The sequence below is a fragment of the Erythrobacter colymbi genome (genome assembly GCF_002155685.1).
GTDB classification, from domain to species: domain Bacteria; phylum Pseudomonadota; class Alphaproteobacteria; order Sphingomonadales; family Sphingomonadaceae; genus Erythrobacter; species Erythrobacter colymbi.
The window spans coordinates 86,236-103,492 of sequence record NZ_MUYK01000004.1; the positions used below are offsets into that span (position 1 = coordinate 86,236).

Here is a 17,257-nt window from a genome sequence, read left to right on the forward strand (position 1 = left end):
TGGAGGAAGAATCGCACGAACAAGCCAGCCGTCAATGGCCTGGTTGTAACATTCTTGCGGATTGCGCCGCGGCGCCCGGCTGCGTCAGCCCGGCATCGTGGCTGTATCGCACACCGAAGCGGCCCGGCTGTCCTCGCCGTCGAGCAGGGTCAGCGCCGCAAAACCGCCGATCACCGCGATAATGAAAGCAGCGGTCACAAGGCCGAGATACTTGTCGATGAAGGCCTTGATCGGCGCACCGAACAGGCGGAACAGGATTCCGACGATCATGAAGCTGATCGAGCGGCTGACGAGGCTGGCGACAAGGAAAGTGCCGAGCGGCATCGCGATGAAGCCCGCGGTGATCGTCAGCAGCTTGAACGGAATCGGCGTCGCGCCCTTGGCTACGAAGATCCAGAAGCCCATCTCGCGCAGGTAGCACGCCGCCTTGGGGAAGCTCTCGGTCAGCCCGAGCAGCGCGAGCAGCTGGGTGCCGACGCTCTCATAGAGGAAGTGGCCGATCCCGTAGCCGAGCAGACCGCCTGCGACCGAGGCCAGCGTCGCGATCACGGCGAAGCGCACCGCCTTCTTCGGTTCGGCAAGGCACATCAGCCCGAGCAGCGGATGCGGCGGGACGGGGAAGAAGCTTGCCTCGATGAAGCAGAACAGCGCGAGCCATGCGGGCGCGTGGCGGTGCGCGGCCTTGGTCATCGTCCAGTTGTAGAGCAGGCGCAACCAACGCACGCAGAGATCCTCTTTGCCGCAACGAGGCGCGCCTTAGGCGACCGGGGCGGGACAGGCAAGCCAATGTCAGTTTACCATAACGGTTATTTTTATTGACAGCATAACGCTATTTGGTTATCAGAGGACATCATCCAGAAATAGCGATTCGCCACCGGGCGGCCCTCCATCGCGGAGCGCCGCTTCTTTCCGTTTGCCGAGGGAGTGGTGCTCATGGCCAATTCCGCGCCTGCCCGTCCCTCTCGCAAAGGCGCCGCCCCCGGCCGGCACTGGCGCAAGCGCTTCCTTGAGACGCTGGCGACGACATCCAACGTCAATCGTGCGGCACAGGAGGCGAATATCCCCCTCGCCCGTGCCTATAGCACCCGCCGCGAGGAGCCGGATTTTGCACGGGCATGGCAGGCCGCGATCGAGGACGGTTACCTCAATCTCGAGATGGAGGTGATCCGCCGCCTGCGCGAGGGCGACCTCACCACCGCAGGCGGCGACAAGTTCGATTTCGCCAATGCCATCCGCCTGCTCGCCAGCCAGCGCGACAGCTCGGCGCGGGGAGCCAGCCAGATCCGCGACGTAACGCCGGCTGAGGTGCGCGCCTCGATCGATCGCAAGATCGAGGACATCCGCCGCCGCATCGCGCGCGAGAAGGCCGCGGCCGAAAGGAAGGCCGAATGAGCGATCCCTACGAACGGCTGATCGCCGACGAGACTACCGACGGGGACAAGACCCGCCGCAGGCTCATCGAGGCCATGAACCGGGAGGAAAGGAACAGCTTCGCTTACGTCTGGGAGTATATGGCCCGGCCGGAGCAGCTCCCGCCGCCGGGCGACTGGCGCGTGTGGATGATCATGGCCGGACGCGGCTTCGGCAAGACTCGGGCGGGGGCCGAATGGGTGCGGATGATCGCCGACGCCAATCCCGACGCGCGCATCGCGCTGGTCTCTGCCTCGCTCGCCGAGGCACGGGCGGTGATGGTCGAGGGCGAGAGCGGATTGCTGGCGATCTGCCGCCCCGGCCACAAGCCGGTGTTCGAACCCTCGCTGCACCGCATCCGCTTCCAGAACGGCGCGCAGGCGCAGCTGTTCTCCGCCGCCGAACCCGAAGCACTGCGGGGCCCCCAACATAGCCACGCCTGCCGGGCAGGCACAGAAGGAGTTCTTCGTCAATCAGGCCCTCAGTCTGCTTGATGCGTTGAACGCGCGCGCCGTGACCGGCTCGCAAGCCGCACCGCCAACCACCGCGCCCGAGGGGGCGTGCTACCGCATCACGAGCCCCGCGACAGGCGCCTGGACCGGCCATCAGGACCAGATCGCGGTCCGGATCGGCGGGGACTGGCACTTCGTCCCGCCATCCGAAGGCCTGTTGCTGTTCGACCGGGCAGCCGGGCGCATGATGGTCTACCGGTCGCAATGGCGCCCTGCTACCGCACCGGCTCTGCCGGCCGGCGGGACGGTGATCGATACCGAGGCCCGCGCGGCGCTGACCGCGCTGGTCGATACGCTCCGCACGCTCGGGATCATCGGCACTCCGGGCACGTGACAACGCGCGAATGGCGGAATTGCGCCTCTTTCGTGGTTGAATTTTTATCCACAGGGCCCGCAGCGCGACATTCTTGCAACACCATCAGGGCATTGATGGCTTGCCTCGCGCGGGGGGAAAAGATAGAGACACCCCGTGCCTCAAGTCTAATGCAAAGGGGAAATTTGGAAATGCGCAAACTCGTCATTGGAATGGCGATGGCTTCGACCGCGCTGACCACGCCCGCCATGGCCCGCGAAGGCCAGTGGTATATCCAGGGTGATGGCGGCGTAATGCTGGTTGAAGACCAGAGTCTCGATGTCAACGGCGTGGCGGACAATGCCGTCGCCAACTACGACACGGGCTACGATTTCGGCGGGATTGTCGGCTATGACTTCGGCGCCTTCCGTCTCGAAGCCGAAGCCAGCTACCGTGCGGCCGACCTGAGCGACGTTCAGGCCGGGAACCAGGGCCTCGCCCTGAACCCCGACACGGCCTCGCCCGGCGGCTTCAACAGGTTCACCGGCACCCGCGAAGCGCTGGGTGAAGTGAACGCGCTCAGCTTCATGCTGAACGGCCTGTTCGACTTCGGCAAGGACGATGGCCTCCAGGCCTTCGCCGGCGGCGGCGTCGGTGTTGCGCGCGTCGACATGGACGGCCGCGTGAACGCCAACGGCCCGGGCGTGTGGAACGATTCGGACACCGGCTTCGCTTGGCAGCTGCTCGCGGGCGTTCGCGCTCCGATCAGCAAGTCGTGGGACGTCGGCCTGAAGTATCGCTACTTCAACGTGCCGGAAGTCAGCCTGATCGACCCGCTGGGCCGCGCGCTGGAAACCAAGCTCAGCAGCCACTCGCTGCTCGGCTCGATCACCTACAACTTCGGTGGTGAAGCGCCGCCGCCGCCGCCGCCGGCTGTGACCCCGGTCGCTCCGCCGCCGCCCCCGCCGCCTCCGCCGCCCCCGCCGCCCCCGCCGCCGCCCAAGGCGCCGTGCAACACGGGTCCGTACATCGTGTTCTTCGACTTCGATAAGTCGGACATCACTTCGGAAGCCGCCGGCATCCTCAACAGCGCCGTCACCGCCTACGCCAACTGCGGCGCGGCGAGCGTGATGCTGGCCGGTCACACCGACCGTGCGGGTAGCACCAAGTACAACGAAGGCCTCGCCACCCGCCGCAACGCGGCCGTGACGAGCTACCTGACCGGCCGTGGCATCCCCGCCGCGCGCATCACCGGTCAGGCCTTCGGCGAAACCAAGCCGCGGGTTCCGACCGCCGACGGTGTGCGCGAAGCGCAGAACCGCCGCGTGGAAGTGACCTACGGTCCGGGCTCGGGCATGTAAGCCCAGCCACCAAGGCTACAGGAAGAGGGGCCGGAGCGATCCGGCCCCTTTTTTGTTGCCCGCTGCATGCGGGGCCAGCGTAATAGCGAGGCGCGAGGCATGGTAACGCGGGCACCCCCAACTCACGCGGTGACCTCAGGCATCCCCGACCACTGCCCTCCACCCCGCAAAGATGACGACACAAAAGAGCGCGCCGCAGTGCGGGTCATCCCCGCGCTGCGGCGCGCTCTTTTTGCGTCTGGAGCCCTGAGGCGGCTAGGCTGCCGAAGCAGCCGCAGCACGCTCTGCGATGGTCGCCTCTGCCTGCGGAAGCGCGCGGTAGGCGTAGATCAACAGCGCCAGCGAGATCGGCGCAACGCCGATCAGCGACAGCACCCCAACCCTCATGCTTCCGCTGAGCTCGGAAATCTGCCCCACCATGTAGGGCCCGAGCCCCAGCCCGACCAATGTGGTCGCAAGGAAGAATGACGCCGTCGCCGTCCCGCGCATCCGCGGCAGGACAAGGTCCTGCGTCGTCGCCGCTGCCGCGCCCAGCGCCGTCGCCGCGAACATCCCGGCGAAGAAATTCATGGCGTAGAACAGCACCGGGCTCGCCGTCGTGAAGCCGATCCAGATCGGCACCACCGGCGCGAGGATGCCGAACATCACCACCAGAATCCGGCCCGAGGGATTGCGGCCGCGCAGCCAGTCGGACATGCGCCCGCCCAGAATCACCCCGAGGAAGCCCGACAGCGCCCCGCTTCCGCCCAGCACGAAGGCAAGCTCGGCCTTGGGCAGCTTGAGCACGGTCTCGGCATAAGGGGCCGACCAGAACGCCAGTGCATAGGCGCCGAGCGACACCAGCCCGTAGCCCAAGGCCGTGCAGATGAAGGCGGGCGTCCCCCAGATCAGCTTGAAGGTCGCCGGATCGTGGCGCCGCAGGGTCGCGGCCCAGGAGAAGACTGCATAGTAGCCGAAAGCGATCGCCGACCACTGAGGCACATTCCCGGTCAGCTTGATCATCACGAGCGCGAGCCCCGTCATCGCCGCCGCCATCACCAGATTGACCAGCGCCGCCATCGGCCCGCGCGCCAGCGCGTGGAGCAACGTGAAGGGTGGCATCAGCATCGACAGGTCGATGAAGAAATCGGCCAGCGGGTGCCGTGTGCCGCTCGCCCCGTCAGGTTGGCGCGCCGGCTCGCGCAGCGACGCGACCCACAGAGCCAGCAGCACGCCGGGCACGCCCACGGCCATGAAGGCCGCCTGCCACCCCACCAGCCCGCCGATCCCGCCGCCCGGATAGGCCGCGTCCCAGACCTGCGAGATCTTCGCTCCGATCAGCAGCGACACGCCGCCCCCGAGATAGAGCCCGGACGAATAGATCGCGAGCGCGGTCGCGCGCTGGCGCGAGGGGAAATAGTCCGAGATCAGCGAATAGGCGGTCGGGCTCGCCGTCGCCTCGCCCACACCCACGCCCATGCGCGCGAGCGACAGCGAGAGATAGTTGCGCGCAAGGCCCGAAAGCGCCGTCATCGTCGACCACAGCAGGAGGCCGATCGTGAGCAGCCGCACCCGGTGCCAGCGGTCCGCAAGGCGGCCCAGCGGCACCCCGAACAGCGCATAGAACACCGCAAAGGCCGCGCCCCCCAGAAAGCCCAGCTGGCCATCGGTCAGCGAAAGGTCCCGCTTGATATCGACCGCGAGGATCGAGAGGATCTGCCGGTCGATGAAGTTGAGGATGTAGACCACAACCAGCACGCCCAGCACATACCAGCTGTAGGCCGACGCCGGCTTCTCACCCGCCGCGTCTTGCGCGGTACTATCCTCTTTCAATGTCGATCCCCTCAGATCCCGGCTGTTGTCGATCAACCCTTGTGCCGATCACGCCTTGTATGGGGTGCTATCGGTAATCCCCGCCTCGGCAAAACCCTTTTTCCGCAAACGGCACGAATCGCACAGCCCGCAGGCGAGCCCCTCGGGCGTCGGGTCGTAGCAGGACCAGCTCCACGCCGGATCGAGCCCCAGCCGCGCGCATTCGCGGGCGATGTCGGCCTTGGTCATGTGCTGGAGCGGAGCGTGGATGGTGAAGGGCGCACCCTCCACCCCGGCCTTGGTGCCGAGCCGCGCGGTCTCGGCGAAGCTGGCGATGAATTCGGGGCGGCAATCGGGATATCCTGAATAGTCGAGCGCATTCACCCCGATGAACACATCACGCGCGCCCGCTGCTTCAGCGCAGGCGGTTGTGAGCGCGAGAAACACCAGATTGCGCGCGGGCACATAGGTCACCGGGATATCGTCGCCCACCCCGCCCTTGGGCACTTCGATCGCATCGGTCAGGGCCGAGCCGCCGAAGGCGCGCAGGTCGAGCGCGATCTGGGTGTGCCGCACCAGCACCAGCCGCTCGGCAATCCGCGCCGCCGATTGCAGCTCGAGTTTGTGGCGCTGGCCGTAATCGACCGTCAGCGCATGGACCGCAAACCCCGCTTCCTGCGCGAGCGCGGCGGTGACCATCGAATCGAGCCCGCCGGAAAGCAGCACCACCGCGAGCGGCTTGGAATCTTGGGTATCGGTCATGCCGCGGCCCTATCACGGGCACGCGCAAACGCAATCAGCAGGGGCCCGTCCGGCGCCCTTCGGCGGTCAACTGGAACGGCATGCCGCCCTGGATGCCCTGGCTTTCGATCTGCACCAGCGCCGGGGTCTCGCGGCGGATGCTGGTGCGGCCATAGCCGTTGCCCGGACAGGTGTACTGCACCGTCACGCGCGCCGCGCCATCCTCCACCACGAACTGGCTGCACCCGCTCTCGCGGTGGACGAGCTGGATCAGTTCCGTTCCCGATTTCACGCAGATCTTGCGATCGGGCGCGCCGCCGCGCTGCTTGATGGTCCACTGCCCCTTCGAGAGCGTGCCCAGCATGGCCAGCCCATTGCCTTGCGCCAGCACCGGCACGGCCGCGAGGCCGAGCACCGCGGTGACTGCCGCAATTCCCCCGAGCGCGCGCCGGCGCATTGAGCTGTCGGTCCGAAAGGTCATGCCTGTCCTCTTGCCAGCTTTAAGCAGCCGCGCCTTGCAGAAATGCGTCGCATCGGCAGCAAAGTCGCGGAATTTTCGTTGAAGCGTCAAATGGCGAGCGCGAAGCTCTTGGAACAGAACGCGCAGTCGACGGCGATGATCCCGTCGGGGCCGCGCATCTCTTCCTGTTCTTCGGCGGGGAAGCGGGCGATGATCGTCTCGTAATGCGCCGCGGTGCAGCGGCACCCGCGCGAGAGCGATGCGCCCGGCTGGACGCGCACTTCCTCTTCCTCGTGGAACAGCCGCCACGCGATCGCTTCGAGCGAGAGCGCGGGGTCGAGCAGCTCGTCATGGCTGATCGTCCCGCCGAGCACCGCGACATGCTCCCAGTCGGGATGGTCGAGCCGGACGTGGAGCCGCTCGCGCCCTTCCTCGCCATCGGGCAGGTGCTGCACCAGCAGCCCGGCGGCCGAGCGCCCGCCCGCGCCCGCACGGCTGGCGACGCGGATCAGCGTCGGGATCTGTTCCGACTGGCTGAAATAGCTCTCGCACGCCTCGGCGAGGCTGTCCCCCTCGAGCGGGACGATCCCCTGATAGCGCTGGCGGCCCTCGGTCTCGAAGGTGATCGCGAGATAGCCATCGCCGAACAGCGCCGCGAGGCCCGGGTTCGCGCCCAGCTTTGCCAGCCGCTCGGCATCGAAATCGGCATAGCCGCGCACCGCGCCCGCGCGATAGTCGCACACCAGCAGGCTGACGATGCCGCCCTGGGTCTGCGCCTGGAGGGTCATCTGCGCGTGCTCGCCCTTGAGCAGCCCGCCCATCAGCGCGCCCAGCACCAGTGCCTCGCTCAGCAGATGCGTGATCGGGGCGGGATAATTGTGCGCCGAGAGCACTTCCTCGAGCACGCCTTCAAGCCGCACGATGCGCCCGCGCGCATTGCGGCCGGGCAGGGTGAAGCCCAGCAGGGTGTCGGAAAAGGTCTCGGCGGTGGCGGTCGTTTCGGTCATGCGCCGCCATATGGGGATGCATGCACCGCTGCGAAAGCCCCCGTCAGTTGCCGAGCATCCCGAAGGCCCACAGCAGCACCGATTTCTGCGCGTGGATGCGGTTCTCCGCCTCGTCGAACACCACGGATTGCGGGCCTTCGAACACGTCTTCGCTGACTTCCTCGCCGACGTGGGCGGGGAGGCAGTGGAGGAAGACGGCATCGGGCTTCGCCAGCGCCATCAGATCGGCATTGACCTGATAGGGCGCCATCGCGGCGAGCTTCGCCTCGGCGTGAGCCTGCCCCATCGAAATCCAGGTGTCGGTGACGATCACGTCGGCCCCGCGCGCGGCCGCTGCCGCGTCCTGCGTCAGCGTGACCTGCGCCCCGCCTGCCCGCGCCAGTTCGACGAAAGCCGGATCGGGCTCGTAGCCCTCAGGCACCGCGACCCGCACGTTGAACTTCATCAGCCCGGCCGCCTCGAGGATCGAGTGCAGGACGTTGTTGCCATCCCCGAACCACGCTACTTCCAGCCCCGGAAGCGCCTTGCCATGCTCGATCACCGTCAGCAGATCGGCGACGATCTGGCAGGGGTGCGACATGTCGGTGAGGCCGTTGATCACCGGCACCGAGGCGTGGGCCGCCATTTCCTCGATCTTGGCATGATCGTCGGTGCGCAGCATGATGCCGTCGACCATCCGGCTCAGCACCCGCGCGGTATCGGCGATGGTCTCCCCCCGCCCCAGCTGGCTAGAAGCCGAATCGAGCAGCAGCACCGTGCCGCCGAGCTGGCGCATCGCGATGTCGAAGCTGACGCGGGTGCGGGTCGAGTTCTTCTCGAACACCAGCGCCAGTACGCGGCCCGCCAGCGGCGCGTCGGCATCGGGCGCGCCCTTGGGCAGGCCGACGCGCGCCGCCTTGCGGTCGATCGCGTCGTTGATCATCGCCGCGATCGCATCGCCCCCGGCATCGCCGAGGTTCAGGAAGTGGCGAAACGCCCCCGTGCCGCCACTCATGCCGCCTCAGGCACCTTGAAGCTCGCCGCGCCCGCCGACAGCTTGTCGAAGAACTCGTCGATCTCCGCGTCGCCGATCACCAGCGGCGGGATGATGCGGATGGTGTTGTCGCCCGCCGCCACGGTCAGCAGCTGGTGGTTATCGCGCAGGTGCACGTAGAACGGGCGGCTCTCCATCTTCATCTTGATGCCGAGCATCAGGCCCTTGCCGCGGACGAGTTCGAACAGCTCGGGATAGTTACCGATGAACTGTTCGAGCCGTGCGCGCAGACGCTCGCCCTTCTCGGCGACCGAGGCGAGGAATTCGTCATTCGCCACGGCTTCCATCACCGCCGTCCCCGCCGCCATGGCGAGCGGATTGCCGCCATAGGTCGAACCATGCGTGCCGAAGGTCATGCCGCGCGCGGCCTTCTCGGTCGCGATGCAGGCGCCGAGGGGGAAGCCGCCGCCGATGCCCTTTGCGGTGGCGAGGATGTCGGGCTCGATCCCGTAATGCTCGTAGGCATAGAGCTTGCCCGTGCGCGCCACGCCGCACTGCACTTCGTCGAGCACCAGCATCAGGTCATGCTCGTCGGCGAGCTTGCGCAGGCCCTGCATGAATTCGACCGACGCCGGACGGATGCCGCCCTCGCCCTGGATCGGCTCGACGAGGAAGCCCGCCGTGTTCGGGCCGATCAGCGCCTTGGCCGCTTCCAGATCGTCGAAGGGCGCATACTTGAACCCGGCGAGCAGCGGCGAGAAGCCGTGGTGCATCTTTTCCTGGTTCGACGCCGAGATGGTCGCCATCGTGCGGCCGTGGAAGGCGTTGTGGAAGGTGATCAGCTCGAAGCGGTTCTTGTCGCCCCCTTCCCCGTTCTGGTGATAGGCGCGCGCGGTCTTGATCGCCGCCTCGACCGCCTCGGCGCCCGAATTGGTGAAGAACACCGTGTCGCCGAAGGTCTTGTCGACCAGCCACTGGGCGAGCTTCTCGCCCTGCGGGCTGCCATAGAGGTTCGACACGTGCATCAGCGTCGCCGCCTGATGCTGGATCGCGCCGATCAGCCCTTCATGCGAATGGCCGAGCAGGTTGACCGCAATGCCGCTGGCGAAATCGAGGTAGCGGGTGCCGTCCTCGCCGATCAGATGGCAGTGCTCGCCGCGCACCGGCCGGACACCGCAACGCGGATAGACGGGCATGAGCGGGGTGATGGACATAAGCAGCTTCCTGAATTTGAGAATCGTGGGGGTCTGAAACGCAAATGGCGGCCCTGAACCAGAGCCGCCATCTGCATTCCGTTTAATCTTCCGCTTCCCCTTGGTCAAACCGCGGGGAGCGGTCCGGGCCGGGTCAGCCTTCGATCGGTGCCAGATTGACGGCGGAGTACTTTCCGCGTCGATCGACTTCGAGATCGAACTCGTAGCGCTCGCCCTCGTTGATGCCGCTGAGGCCCGAACGCTCGACCGCGCTGATGTGCACGAAGGCGTCCGGCTGACCATCGTCACGCACGAGGAAGCCGAAGCCCTTCATCGCGTTGAAGAACTTGACCGTGCCCTTGGCGCGCTCACCGGTGAGCTCGCGCTGCGGCGCGGCGGGCTTGGCCGCCACGGCGATCACGTCACCCACGACCTGGAGATCCTGCGCCGACACCTTGCCGCCGCGATCCACGAGGTTGTACTGGAGCTCCTGGCCCTCGGCGAGGCCTTCGAGGCCCGCACGCTCGACCGCGCTGATGTGGACGAAGACGTCTTCCCCGCCCCCTTCCTGCTGGATGAAGCCGAAACCCTTCTGGCTGTTGAAGAACTTCACGGTGCCCTTGCCGGTGCCGACAATCTGGGCGGGCATGCGGCTGAAACCGCCGCCACCGCCACCGCCGCCCGGGCCACCGGGGCCACGCGGGCCACCACCGCCGCCGCGCGGGCCGCCGAAGCCGCCACCACCGCCGCCGCCGTAGCGATCGCCGCCGCCGCCGCCACCGAAGCGGTCACCACCGCCTCCGAAGCGGTCGCCGCCGCGGTCTCCGTAGTCGCGCGGGGGCGGAAAGCCGTCCATCCCGCCGCCAAACGGATCAAAACCATCTTCGCCGAAACCGTCGCGCTTGTCGCGGCCGCGCCGGCGTCCCCTATCGTAACCCATAGATCAGTACGTACCTTGCCTCACTGCCCGTCCTCCAGGGTGCCGATGTCGTGGACAGTGAGCCGCACCGGACACAGACGCGCCGATCTTGTGGTCCGGAGCGCACGTGCGTGAGGTATAACCCACAAAAGCCTGCTTTGCGAATGATTTTACCGTTTGGCCAAGGGGCCTGCCGGAAGGCGCGCGCGAATGCTTGTGCGCTGCGCCCGCTTTGGGCATGACGGCGGCACCCCAGGCCCGATACGAGCAGGACGTGACATGAGCGATTTCCGCCGCCTCAACGAAAATGTGCTGGTGAGCCCGCAGCTTGCGCTCGAGGATATCGCCGCCGCCGCTGCGCTGGGCGTCACCACCATCGTCAACAACCGCCCCGACGGAGAGGAACCCTCCGCGCCGCAGGGGGACGATATCGAGGCGGCCGCCGCCGCAGCGGGCCTCAACTATGTCGCCATTCCGGTCGGCCATTCGGGCTTCAGCGAGCCGCAGGTCGACGCGATGATCGCCGCGCTGGAACAGGCCGAGGGGCCGATTCTCGCCTATTGCCGCTCGGGCACGCGCTCGACCCTGCTGTGGGCGCTGGCGAGCGCGAAGCAGGGCGCGGACCCCGACACCATCGCTCGCACGGCGGCGCAGGCGGGCTATGACGTCAGCCCGATTCGCAGCCTGATCGACATGCTCGCGGCGCGCTAAGGCGCTCCCGTCCGTGGCCCTTCTGACCCAGACCGCCGGTTCGCTGGTCGCGATCCTCGCGCTGGCCGGATTGGCGTGGTGGCTGAAGCTCGGCGGGTCGCCGCGGCTCGACAGTGCCGAGGCGGTCGCGCGCGCGGCGGGCGAGGTGGAGGACGGGTTCGCGCCGGTTGCCACGTCCTACGATGCCGAGGGGGCCAGTGCGCTCGCCCGCGACGGGGCTGGGCGCATCATGGTGATCAAGCGCCACGGCAACCGTTTCGCCGGACGGGTGCTCGGCCCGCGCGCACGGGCGGAACGAGAAGGCGCAAGCATCGTGATCGACGCTGGCGAGCCACGCTTCGGCAAGGTGTTCCTCACCCTCCCCGAGCCCGAGGCTTGGGCCGACGCGATCAATCGGGTAAGCGGGGCGCAGGATGCCTGACTTCAACCCCACCCAATATGCCGTCCCGCTGTTTGTGGTGGCGGTGCTCGCCGAAATGATCTGGGCGAAGCTGCGCGCTCCGCAAGCCTACGAGCCCAAGGACACGCTGGTCAGCCTCGCCTTCGGCCTAGGATCGACCGTGGCGGGCGCGCTGCTCGGCGGCTTTGCCCTGACGGTGTTCATCAAGACCTACGAATACCGCATCTTCGACTTCGGCCCCGAGTGGTGGGCCGTGTGGTGGGCATGGCCCGTGTGCTTCGTGCTCGACGATCTCAAGTATTACTGGGTCCACCGCGCCGGGCACCGCATCCGCTGGATGTGGGCGAGCCACGTCAACCACCACTCCTCGCAGCACTACAACCTCTCCACCGCCTTGCGGCAGACGTGGACGGGGATGTTCACCTTCGGCTTCCTCTTCGCGGTGCCGCTGGTACTGCTGGGCTTCCACCCGGCAATGATAGCGATCTGCGGCGGGTTCAACCTCATCTACCAGTTCTGGATCCACACCGAGGCGATCAAGCGGATGCCCCGCTGGTTCGAGGCGGTGATGAACACGCCCTCGCACCACCGCGTCCACCACGCAACCAACCCGCGCTATCTCGATACGAACTATGCGGGCGTCTTCATCGTCTGGGACAAGATGTTCGGCACCTTCACGGCCGAGGTCGATGACGAGAAAATCCGCTACGGGATCGTCAAGCAGCTCGGCAGCTTCAACCTGCTCTGGGCGGTGTTCCACGAATGGATCGGAATGCTGACCGACATCGCCCGCGCGCCGTGGAAGCACAAGCTCTCCTACCTCCTGCGCGAGCCTGGCTGGAGCCATGACGGCAGCCGCGAGACCTCGGACATGATCCGCGCGAAGTGGCAGGCGCGCACCGGCGCGGGTGTTGCGCCGCAAGCAACTTCAGTGGCGGATCGAAACCGGATTGCGCAGCCCAACGAAGCTTTCTAGTCTCCCCCGCCAAAGGGAGAGATCATGGAAAGTTTCGACTACATCGTCATCGGCGGTGGCAGCGCGGGCAGCGCTGTGGCCGGGCGCCTAGCAGTGGACGGCACGCGCCGGGTGTGCCTGCTGGAAGCGGGCGGGCGCAACGACAACGTCTTCATCAAGACGCCGGGTTTCATGCCCTTCATCCCCGAAAAGTCGAACTACAAATACGAGACCGTGCCGCAGAAGGGCCTCAATGGCCGCACCGGATACCAGCCCCGCGGGCGCGGGCTCGGCGGGTCCTCCGCGATCAACGCGATGGTCTATATCCGCGGCAACCGCTGGGATTACGACAACTGGGCAGCCGAGGGCGCGACCGGCTGGGCCTATGACGACGTCCTGCCCTACTTCAAGCGCGCCGAGGCGAACGAGCGCGGGGGCGACGACTTCCACGGTCACGGCGGCCCGCTGTTCGTCGAGGACCAGAAGCACGCCAATCCGGCGAGCCACGCCTTCGTCGAGGCCGCCGCCGCGCTCCAGCTGCGCACCAACCGTGATTTCAACGGCGAGCGACAGGACGGCTTCGGCCTCTACCAGGTGACCCAGCACAAGGGCGAGCGTTGGTCGGCGGCGCGCGCCTATGTCGAGCCGATCCGCGAGAGCGGGAACTTCGCCGTGCGCACCGACACGCTGGTCGAGAAGCTGGTGATCGAGGGCGGGCGGGTGACCGGCGTCCAGATCAGGCGCGGCGGCAAGCGTGAGACGCTGCTCGCCCGGCGCGGCGTGGTGCTGAGCGCGGGCGCGTTCAACAGCCCGCAGATCCTGATGCTCTCCGGCATCGGCCCGGCCGCGCATCTGAAGGAGCACGGGATCGACGTGGTGCTCGACCGGCCTGCGGTGGGCGGCAATCTCCAGGACCATATCGACTATGTCTCCGGCTGGGAGACCGAGAGCGACGTGCCGATCGGCGGGACGCTCAAGGGCACGCTGCGCATGGCGGCGGCGATCGTCGAGCACCGCCGCAAGCGCACCGGGGTGATGACCACCTGCTACGCCGAGGCGGGCGGGTTCTGGACCGTGATGCCCGATAGCCCCGCCCCCGATGTGCAGTGGCACTTCGTCCCCGCGGTGCTCGAGGATCACGGGCGCGAGAAGGTGAAGGCGCACGGCTTCTCGCTCCACGCTTGCGTGCTGCGGCCCGAGAGCCGCGGGACGGTGCGGCTGGGGAGCGGGGATGCAGCGGCCGCGCCGGTGATCGACCCCAACTTCCTCGATGACGAGCGCGATATGGCGGTGATGCGCGCGGGCGTGCGCCTGTCGCACCGCATCGCCGAGGCGCCGCCGATGCAGGCCTTTGGGCCGAAGGATCGCCACCCGGTCGATCTGCATGACGACGCCGCGCTCGACGCGCTGATCCGCGCGCGGGCCGACACGGTCTATCACCCCGTCGGCACCTGCCGCATGGGGAGCGATGCAGACGCGGTGGTCGATCCGACGCTGCGCCTGAACGGGCTTGAGGGCCTGTGGGTCGCCGATGCGAGCGTGATGCCCAAGATCGTCAGCGGCAATACCAACGCGCCGAGCATCATGATCGGCGAGCGGTGTGCGGACTTCGTGATGGCGGGGGAGCGCGCGTAGTTTGTTGCGCCCTCAAGCGCCGGGCGCGGGCCGTCCGGCCCGCTTGGCTTTCGCGCCATAAGGCGCGGCGGCCATTCGGCCTTGCGGTCGCTGCGCGCCCGAACCAGCACTCGCCCTCACAAACTGCGCTGATTTCGGCCCGCCAACGGACGTGCCGCGAGCGCACGCGCGCGAGCCGCAGGTGCTCCGTAGCGAAGCGAAGGAAAGAGCACCGAGGACGCTCGCCCGGAGGGGCGAGCGAAACACAAAAAAGGGCCGGAGAGCTTTCGCTACTCCGGCCTTTATCGGTTTGTTCGTTCGCAGGAGGAACGTGGTGAGGCGGGGGGAGGGGAGAGGGAGAGAGAGGCCTCCCCCCGCCAAGCTTGGTGGGTGCGCGCTTAGTTGTAGGCGCGCTCCCCGTGTTCGGAGATGTCGAGGCCGTTGGTTTCGGCTTCGGCGTCGGGGCGCAGCCCGATGGTGTACTTGAGAGCGAGGAACAGGATCGCCGAGACGACGCCGGTCCAGGCCACAGTCACGCCGACCGCGTAGATCTGGGTCAGCACCTGACCGGCGAGGTCGAATTCGCCCGCCTTGGCCACCGGAGCGGTGTAGTCGATCCAGCCCTGGCCACCCAGCGCCGGGTCGGCGACGATGCCGGTCCCGATCGCGCCGATGATCCCGCCGACAGCGTGGATGCCGAAGACATCGAGGCTGTCGTCGTAGTTGAGCTTGTTCTTCACCGTGGTGACGAAGAAGTAGCAGATGATCGAGGCGACGGCGCCGAGGATGATCGCGGTGCCGGGGTGGGCAAAGCCCGCCGCCGGGGTGATCGCCACGAGACCGGCCACCACACCCGAGACACCGCCGAGGAGCGAGGGCTTCTTGTGAGTGATCTGCTCGATGATCGCCCAGGCCGCGCCCGCTGCCGCCGTGGCGACGAAGGTGTTGACGAAGGCGAGGGCCGCGAAGGCGTTGGATTCGAGCGCCGAGCCGGCGTTGAACCCGAACCAGCCGATCCACAGCAGCGAGGCACCGATCATGGTCATGACCAGGCTGTGCGGGGGCATGGGCTCCTTCTTGTAGCCGATGCGCGGGCCGATCACGAGGCAGCCGACGAGACCGGCGATGCCCGCATTGATGTGCACCACGGTGCCGCCGGCGAAGTCCAGCGCGCCCCAGCCCCACAGCAGACCGGAGTCGGTCGGAGCGGACGGAAGGAAGTCCGGACCGGCCCAGTACCACACCATGTGCGCGATCGGGAAATAGGCGAGCGTCATCCACGCGACCACGAAGATGATCAGCGGGGTGAACTTCACGCGCTCGGCAAAGGCGCCGACGATCAGCGCCGGCGTGATGCAGGCGAAGGTCATCTGGAACATGACGAAGACCAGCTCGGGCAGGTAGACACCGTTCGAGAAGGTCGCCGCGAGCGATGCGGGGGTCACGCCGGCAAGGAAGGCCTTGTCGAGCCCGCCGATGAAGCGCGGGTCCGCGAGGCTGTTGGTCGAGGTGAAGGCCAGCGAGTAGCCCCAGCCGAACCATACCAGCGCCGCAACGCAGACGATGGTGAGCACCTGCATCAGCACGGAGAGCATGTTCTTGGCGCGCACGAGGCCGCCGTAGAACAGCGCGAGAGCCGGAACGCTCATCATCAGAACGAGCGCGGTCGAGACCATCATCCAGGCGGCATCGCCCTTGTTGACCATTTCGGGGGTGGGAACGAACGGCGCAGGCGCCGCCGCGGGCGCAGCGAAGGCCGGCGCGGCGAGCAGCGCCGCCCCGGTCGCCACAACCGCAAGATTGGAGAGAATGCGCTTCATCGATTGGGTCCCCTTACAGCGCGGTTTCGCCGGACTCGCCGGTGCGGATGCGGGTGGCGGAGGCGAGATCCAGAACGAAGATCTTGCCGTCGCCGATCGCGCCCGTGTTGGCGGTCTGCTGGATGGTTTCGACCACCTGCGCGGCGATATCGTCGCTGGCGGCGATCTCGAGCTTCACCTTGGGAAGCATGTTGGTCGAGTATTCGGCGCCGCGGTAGATTTCGGTCTGACCCTTCTGGCGACCGAAGCCCTTGACTTCGGTCACGGTCATCCCGGCGATGCCGATGCCGCTCAAGGCCTCGCGCACGGTGTCGAGCTTGAACGGTTTGATGATGGCGATGATGAACTTCATCTGTGGCCCCTATTGCACCGGATTTCTTCCGGCCGACGGAGTCACAGCAACAAGCGTGCCATATTTGTGTAACGCGGCTGACGCAGCGGAATCAGGCGGATTCTTCGCGCCTGCGGGATAATACCTGCCTAATTTACGGGCACGTGATTAACGATTGGGCAATTTTTGCGGCAGGTCGTGCCTCATTCGCCCGCGATGTAGCGATCCGTGGCGCGCGTCGGCAAGCCGTCGATGCTGCGGGTGCGCTTTGCCATCTTGGCTTCCCACTGGTCGGGGTCGGACTGGCGATGGGCTTTCTTGAGCGTCTCGCGCTCGCCTTCCAGCGTCATGAAGGGCACGCCCCAGCCGCAGGAGGACTGCACGCTCTCGACCGCGATGTCGAAGATCTGCCGGGTGCCGGGCATCAGGGTGAATTGCGCCGCGAGCGCGTCCCACTCCGGGTCCTGCGGTAGCACCGGCCGCCCGCGTCCGTAGAGACGCAGAATCAGGGCGGGCTGCTGGAAGTTGCAGAACATCACCGTGATCCGGCCATCTGCGGCAAGATGCGCGTGGGTCTCGTTGCCCGATCCGCCGAGATCGAGATAGGCGACCCTTGTTGGCGAAAGCACGCGGAAGGCGTCATAACCCTTGGGGCTGAGGTTGATCCGCCCCTCGGCTGCCGCCGTCGCCACGAAGAACACCGGCTGGGCGGCGATCATGGCGATATGCTTTTCCGTGAGCGCCTCGGTGAAATCGGCCATCGGACG

General features: G+C 67.0%; 19 protein-coding genes. 8 read left to right on the forward strand and 11 right to left on the reverse strand.

Annotated elements, in window-relative coordinates:
* Window positions 1-84: 84 nt before the first annotated feature.
* Complete coding sequence (locus tag BZF57_RS09970; protein ID WP_086738012.1) at window positions 85-690, reverse strand: YqaA family protein; 606 nt, start codon at window positions 688-690, stop codon at window positions 85-87.
* Window positions 691-933: 243 nt separating this feature from the next.
* Between BZF57_RS09970 and BZF57_RS09975 the strand changes: the two genes are divergently transcribed.
* The 4 genes from BZF57_RS09975 (at window position 934) to BZF57_RS09990 (ending at window position 3,575) form a co-directional block, all read left to right on the forward strand.
* Window positions 934-1,392 carry a hypothetical protein gene (locus BZF57_RS09975; protein ID WP_086737337.1) on the forward strand — a complete coding sequence of 153 codons (459 nt, stop codon included), beginning with the start codon at window positions 934-936 and terminating at the stop codon, window positions 1,390-1,392.
* Entirely contained in the window at window positions 1,389-1,904 is a 516-nt protein-coding gene (locus tag BZF57_RS09980; RefSeq protein ID WP_162290988.1) for a terminase large subunit domain-containing protein, read from the forward strand. Before BZF57_RS09975 ends, BZF57_RS09980 begins: the two co-directional genes overlap by 4 nt.
* Window positions 1,905-1,923: 19 nt before the next feature.
* Complete coding sequence (locus BZF57_RS09985) at window positions 1,924-2,256, forward strand: DUF2793 domain-containing protein (RefSeq protein ID WP_240505938.1); 333 nt, start codon at window positions 1,924-1,926, stop codon at window positions 2,254-2,256.
* Window positions 2,257-2,426: 170 nt separating this feature from the next.
* Window positions 2,427-3,575 (forward strand): OmpA family protein, encoded by a 1,149-nt coding sequence (locus BZF57_RS09990; RefSeq protein WP_086737341.1) that lies wholly within the window; start codon window positions 2,427-2,429, stop codon window positions 3,573-3,575.
* 255 nt (window positions 3,576-3,830) lie between these two features.
* Here BZF57_RS09990 and BZF57_RS09995 read toward each other — a convergent pair whose 3' ends face one another.
* The 7 genes from BZF57_RS09995 to BZF57_RS21725 form a co-directional block, all read right to left on the reverse strand.
* Window positions 3,831-5,387, reverse strand: coding sequence for a spinster family MFS transporter (locus BZF57_RS09995; RefSeq protein ID WP_086737343.1), 1,557 nt, complete (start codon window positions 5,385-5,387; stop codon window positions 3,831-3,833).
* 48 nt (window positions 5,388-5,435) lie between these two features.
* On the reverse strand, window positions 5,436-6,128 hold the full coding sequence (queC, locus tag BZF57_RS10000; protein ID WP_086737345.1) for a 7-cyano-7-deazaguanine synthase QueC: 693 nt from the start codon (window positions 6,126-6,128) through the stop codon (window positions 5,436-5,438).
* Between the two features lie 34 nt (window positions 6,129-6,162).
* Window positions 6,163-6,588, reverse strand: coding sequence for a DUF3617 domain-containing protein (locus BZF57_RS10005; protein WP_240505939.1), 426 nt, complete (start codon window positions 6,586-6,588; stop codon window positions 6,163-6,165).
* A gap of 86 nt (window positions 6,589-6,674) precedes the next feature.
* A complete protein-coding gene (gene hslO / locus BZF57_RS10010) occupies window positions 6,675-7,574 on the reverse strand; it encodes an Hsp33 family molecular chaperone HslO (RefSeq protein WP_086737347.1) in 900 nt (299 codons plus the stop codon).
* Window positions 7,575-7,617: 43 nt separating this feature from the next.
* Window positions 7,618-8,568 carry an ornithine carbamoyltransferase gene (gene argF / locus BZF57_RS10015; RefSeq protein WP_086737349.1) on the reverse strand — a complete coding sequence of 317 codons (951 nt, stop codon included), beginning with the start codon at window positions 8,566-8,568 and terminating at the stop codon, window positions 7,618-7,620.
* The gene (locus BZF57_RS10020) at window positions 8,565-9,761 is read right to left on the reverse strand and encodes an aspartate aminotransferase family protein (protein WP_086737351.1); all 1,197 of its coding nucleotides are present in this window, start codon (window positions 9,759-9,761) and stop codon (window positions 8,565-8,567) included. The genes argF and BZF57_RS10020 overlap by 4 nt, the downstream gene beginning before the upstream one ends.
* Window positions 9,762-9,894: 133 nt before the next feature.
* The gene (locus BZF57_RS21725) at window positions 9,895-10,680 is read right to left on the reverse strand and encodes a cold-shock protein (RefSeq protein ID WP_086737353.1); all 786 of its coding nucleotides are present in this window, start codon (window positions 10,678-10,680) and stop codon (window positions 9,895-9,897) included.
* A 258-nt stretch (window positions 10,681-10,938) separates the two neighbouring features.
* Here BZF57_RS21725 and BZF57_RS10030 point away from each other — a divergent pair, with 258 nt between their 5' ends.
* The 4 genes from BZF57_RS10030 to BZF57_RS10045 are packed head-to-tail and all read left to right on the forward strand — an operon-like array spanning window position 10,939 to window position 14,360.
* Window positions 10,939-11,370, forward strand: coding sequence for a protein tyrosine phosphatase family protein (locus BZF57_RS10030; RefSeq protein ID WP_086737354.1), 432 nt, complete (start codon window positions 10,939-10,941; stop codon window positions 11,368-11,370).
* A 13-nt stretch (window positions 11,371-11,383) separates the two neighbouring features.
* Window positions 11,384-11,791 carry a hypothetical protein gene (locus tag BZF57_RS10035; protein WP_240505940.1) on the forward strand — a complete coding sequence of 136 codons (408 nt, stop codon included), beginning with the start codon at window positions 11,384-11,386 and terminating at the stop codon, window positions 11,789-11,791.
* Window positions 11,784-12,746 carry a sterol desaturase family protein gene (locus BZF57_RS10040; protein WP_086737356.1) on the forward strand — a complete coding sequence of 321 codons (963 nt, stop codon included), beginning with the start codon at window positions 11,784-11,786 and terminating at the stop codon, window positions 12,744-12,746. Before BZF57_RS10035 ends, BZF57_RS10040 begins: the two co-directional genes overlap by 8 nt.
* Before the next feature lie 24 nt (window positions 12,747-12,770).
* Window positions 12,771-14,360, forward strand: coding sequence for a GMC family oxidoreductase (locus BZF57_RS10045; protein ID WP_086737358.1), 1,590 nt, complete (start codon window positions 12,771-12,773; stop codon window positions 14,358-14,360).
* A gap of 377 nt (window positions 14,361-14,737) precedes the next feature.
* Here BZF57_RS10045 and BZF57_RS10050 read toward each other — a convergent pair whose 3' ends face one another.
* The 3 genes from BZF57_RS10050 to BZF57_RS10060 form a co-directional block, all read right to left on the reverse strand.
* The gene (locus BZF57_RS10050) at window positions 14,738-16,159 is read right to left on the reverse strand and encodes an ammonium transporter (RefSeq protein WP_086737360.1); all 1,422 of its coding nucleotides are present in this window, start codon (window positions 16,157-16,159) and stop codon (window positions 14,738-14,740) included.
* Between the two features lie 13 nt (window positions 16,160-16,172).
* Window positions 16,173-16,511, reverse strand: a complete 339-nt coding sequence (locus BZF57_RS10055) for a P-II family nitrogen regulator (RefSeq protein WP_067404302.1) — start codon at window positions 16,509-16,511, stop codon at window positions 16,173-16,175.
* 182 nt (window positions 16,512-16,693) lie between these two features.
* The gene (locus BZF57_RS10060) at window positions 16,694-17,251 is read right to left on the reverse strand and encodes a pyridoxamine 5'-phosphate oxidase family protein (RefSeq protein WP_086737362.1); all 558 of its coding nucleotides are present in this window, start codon (window positions 17,249-17,251) and stop codon (window positions 16,694-16,696) included.
* Window positions 17,252-17,257 lie beyond the last annotated feature (6 nt).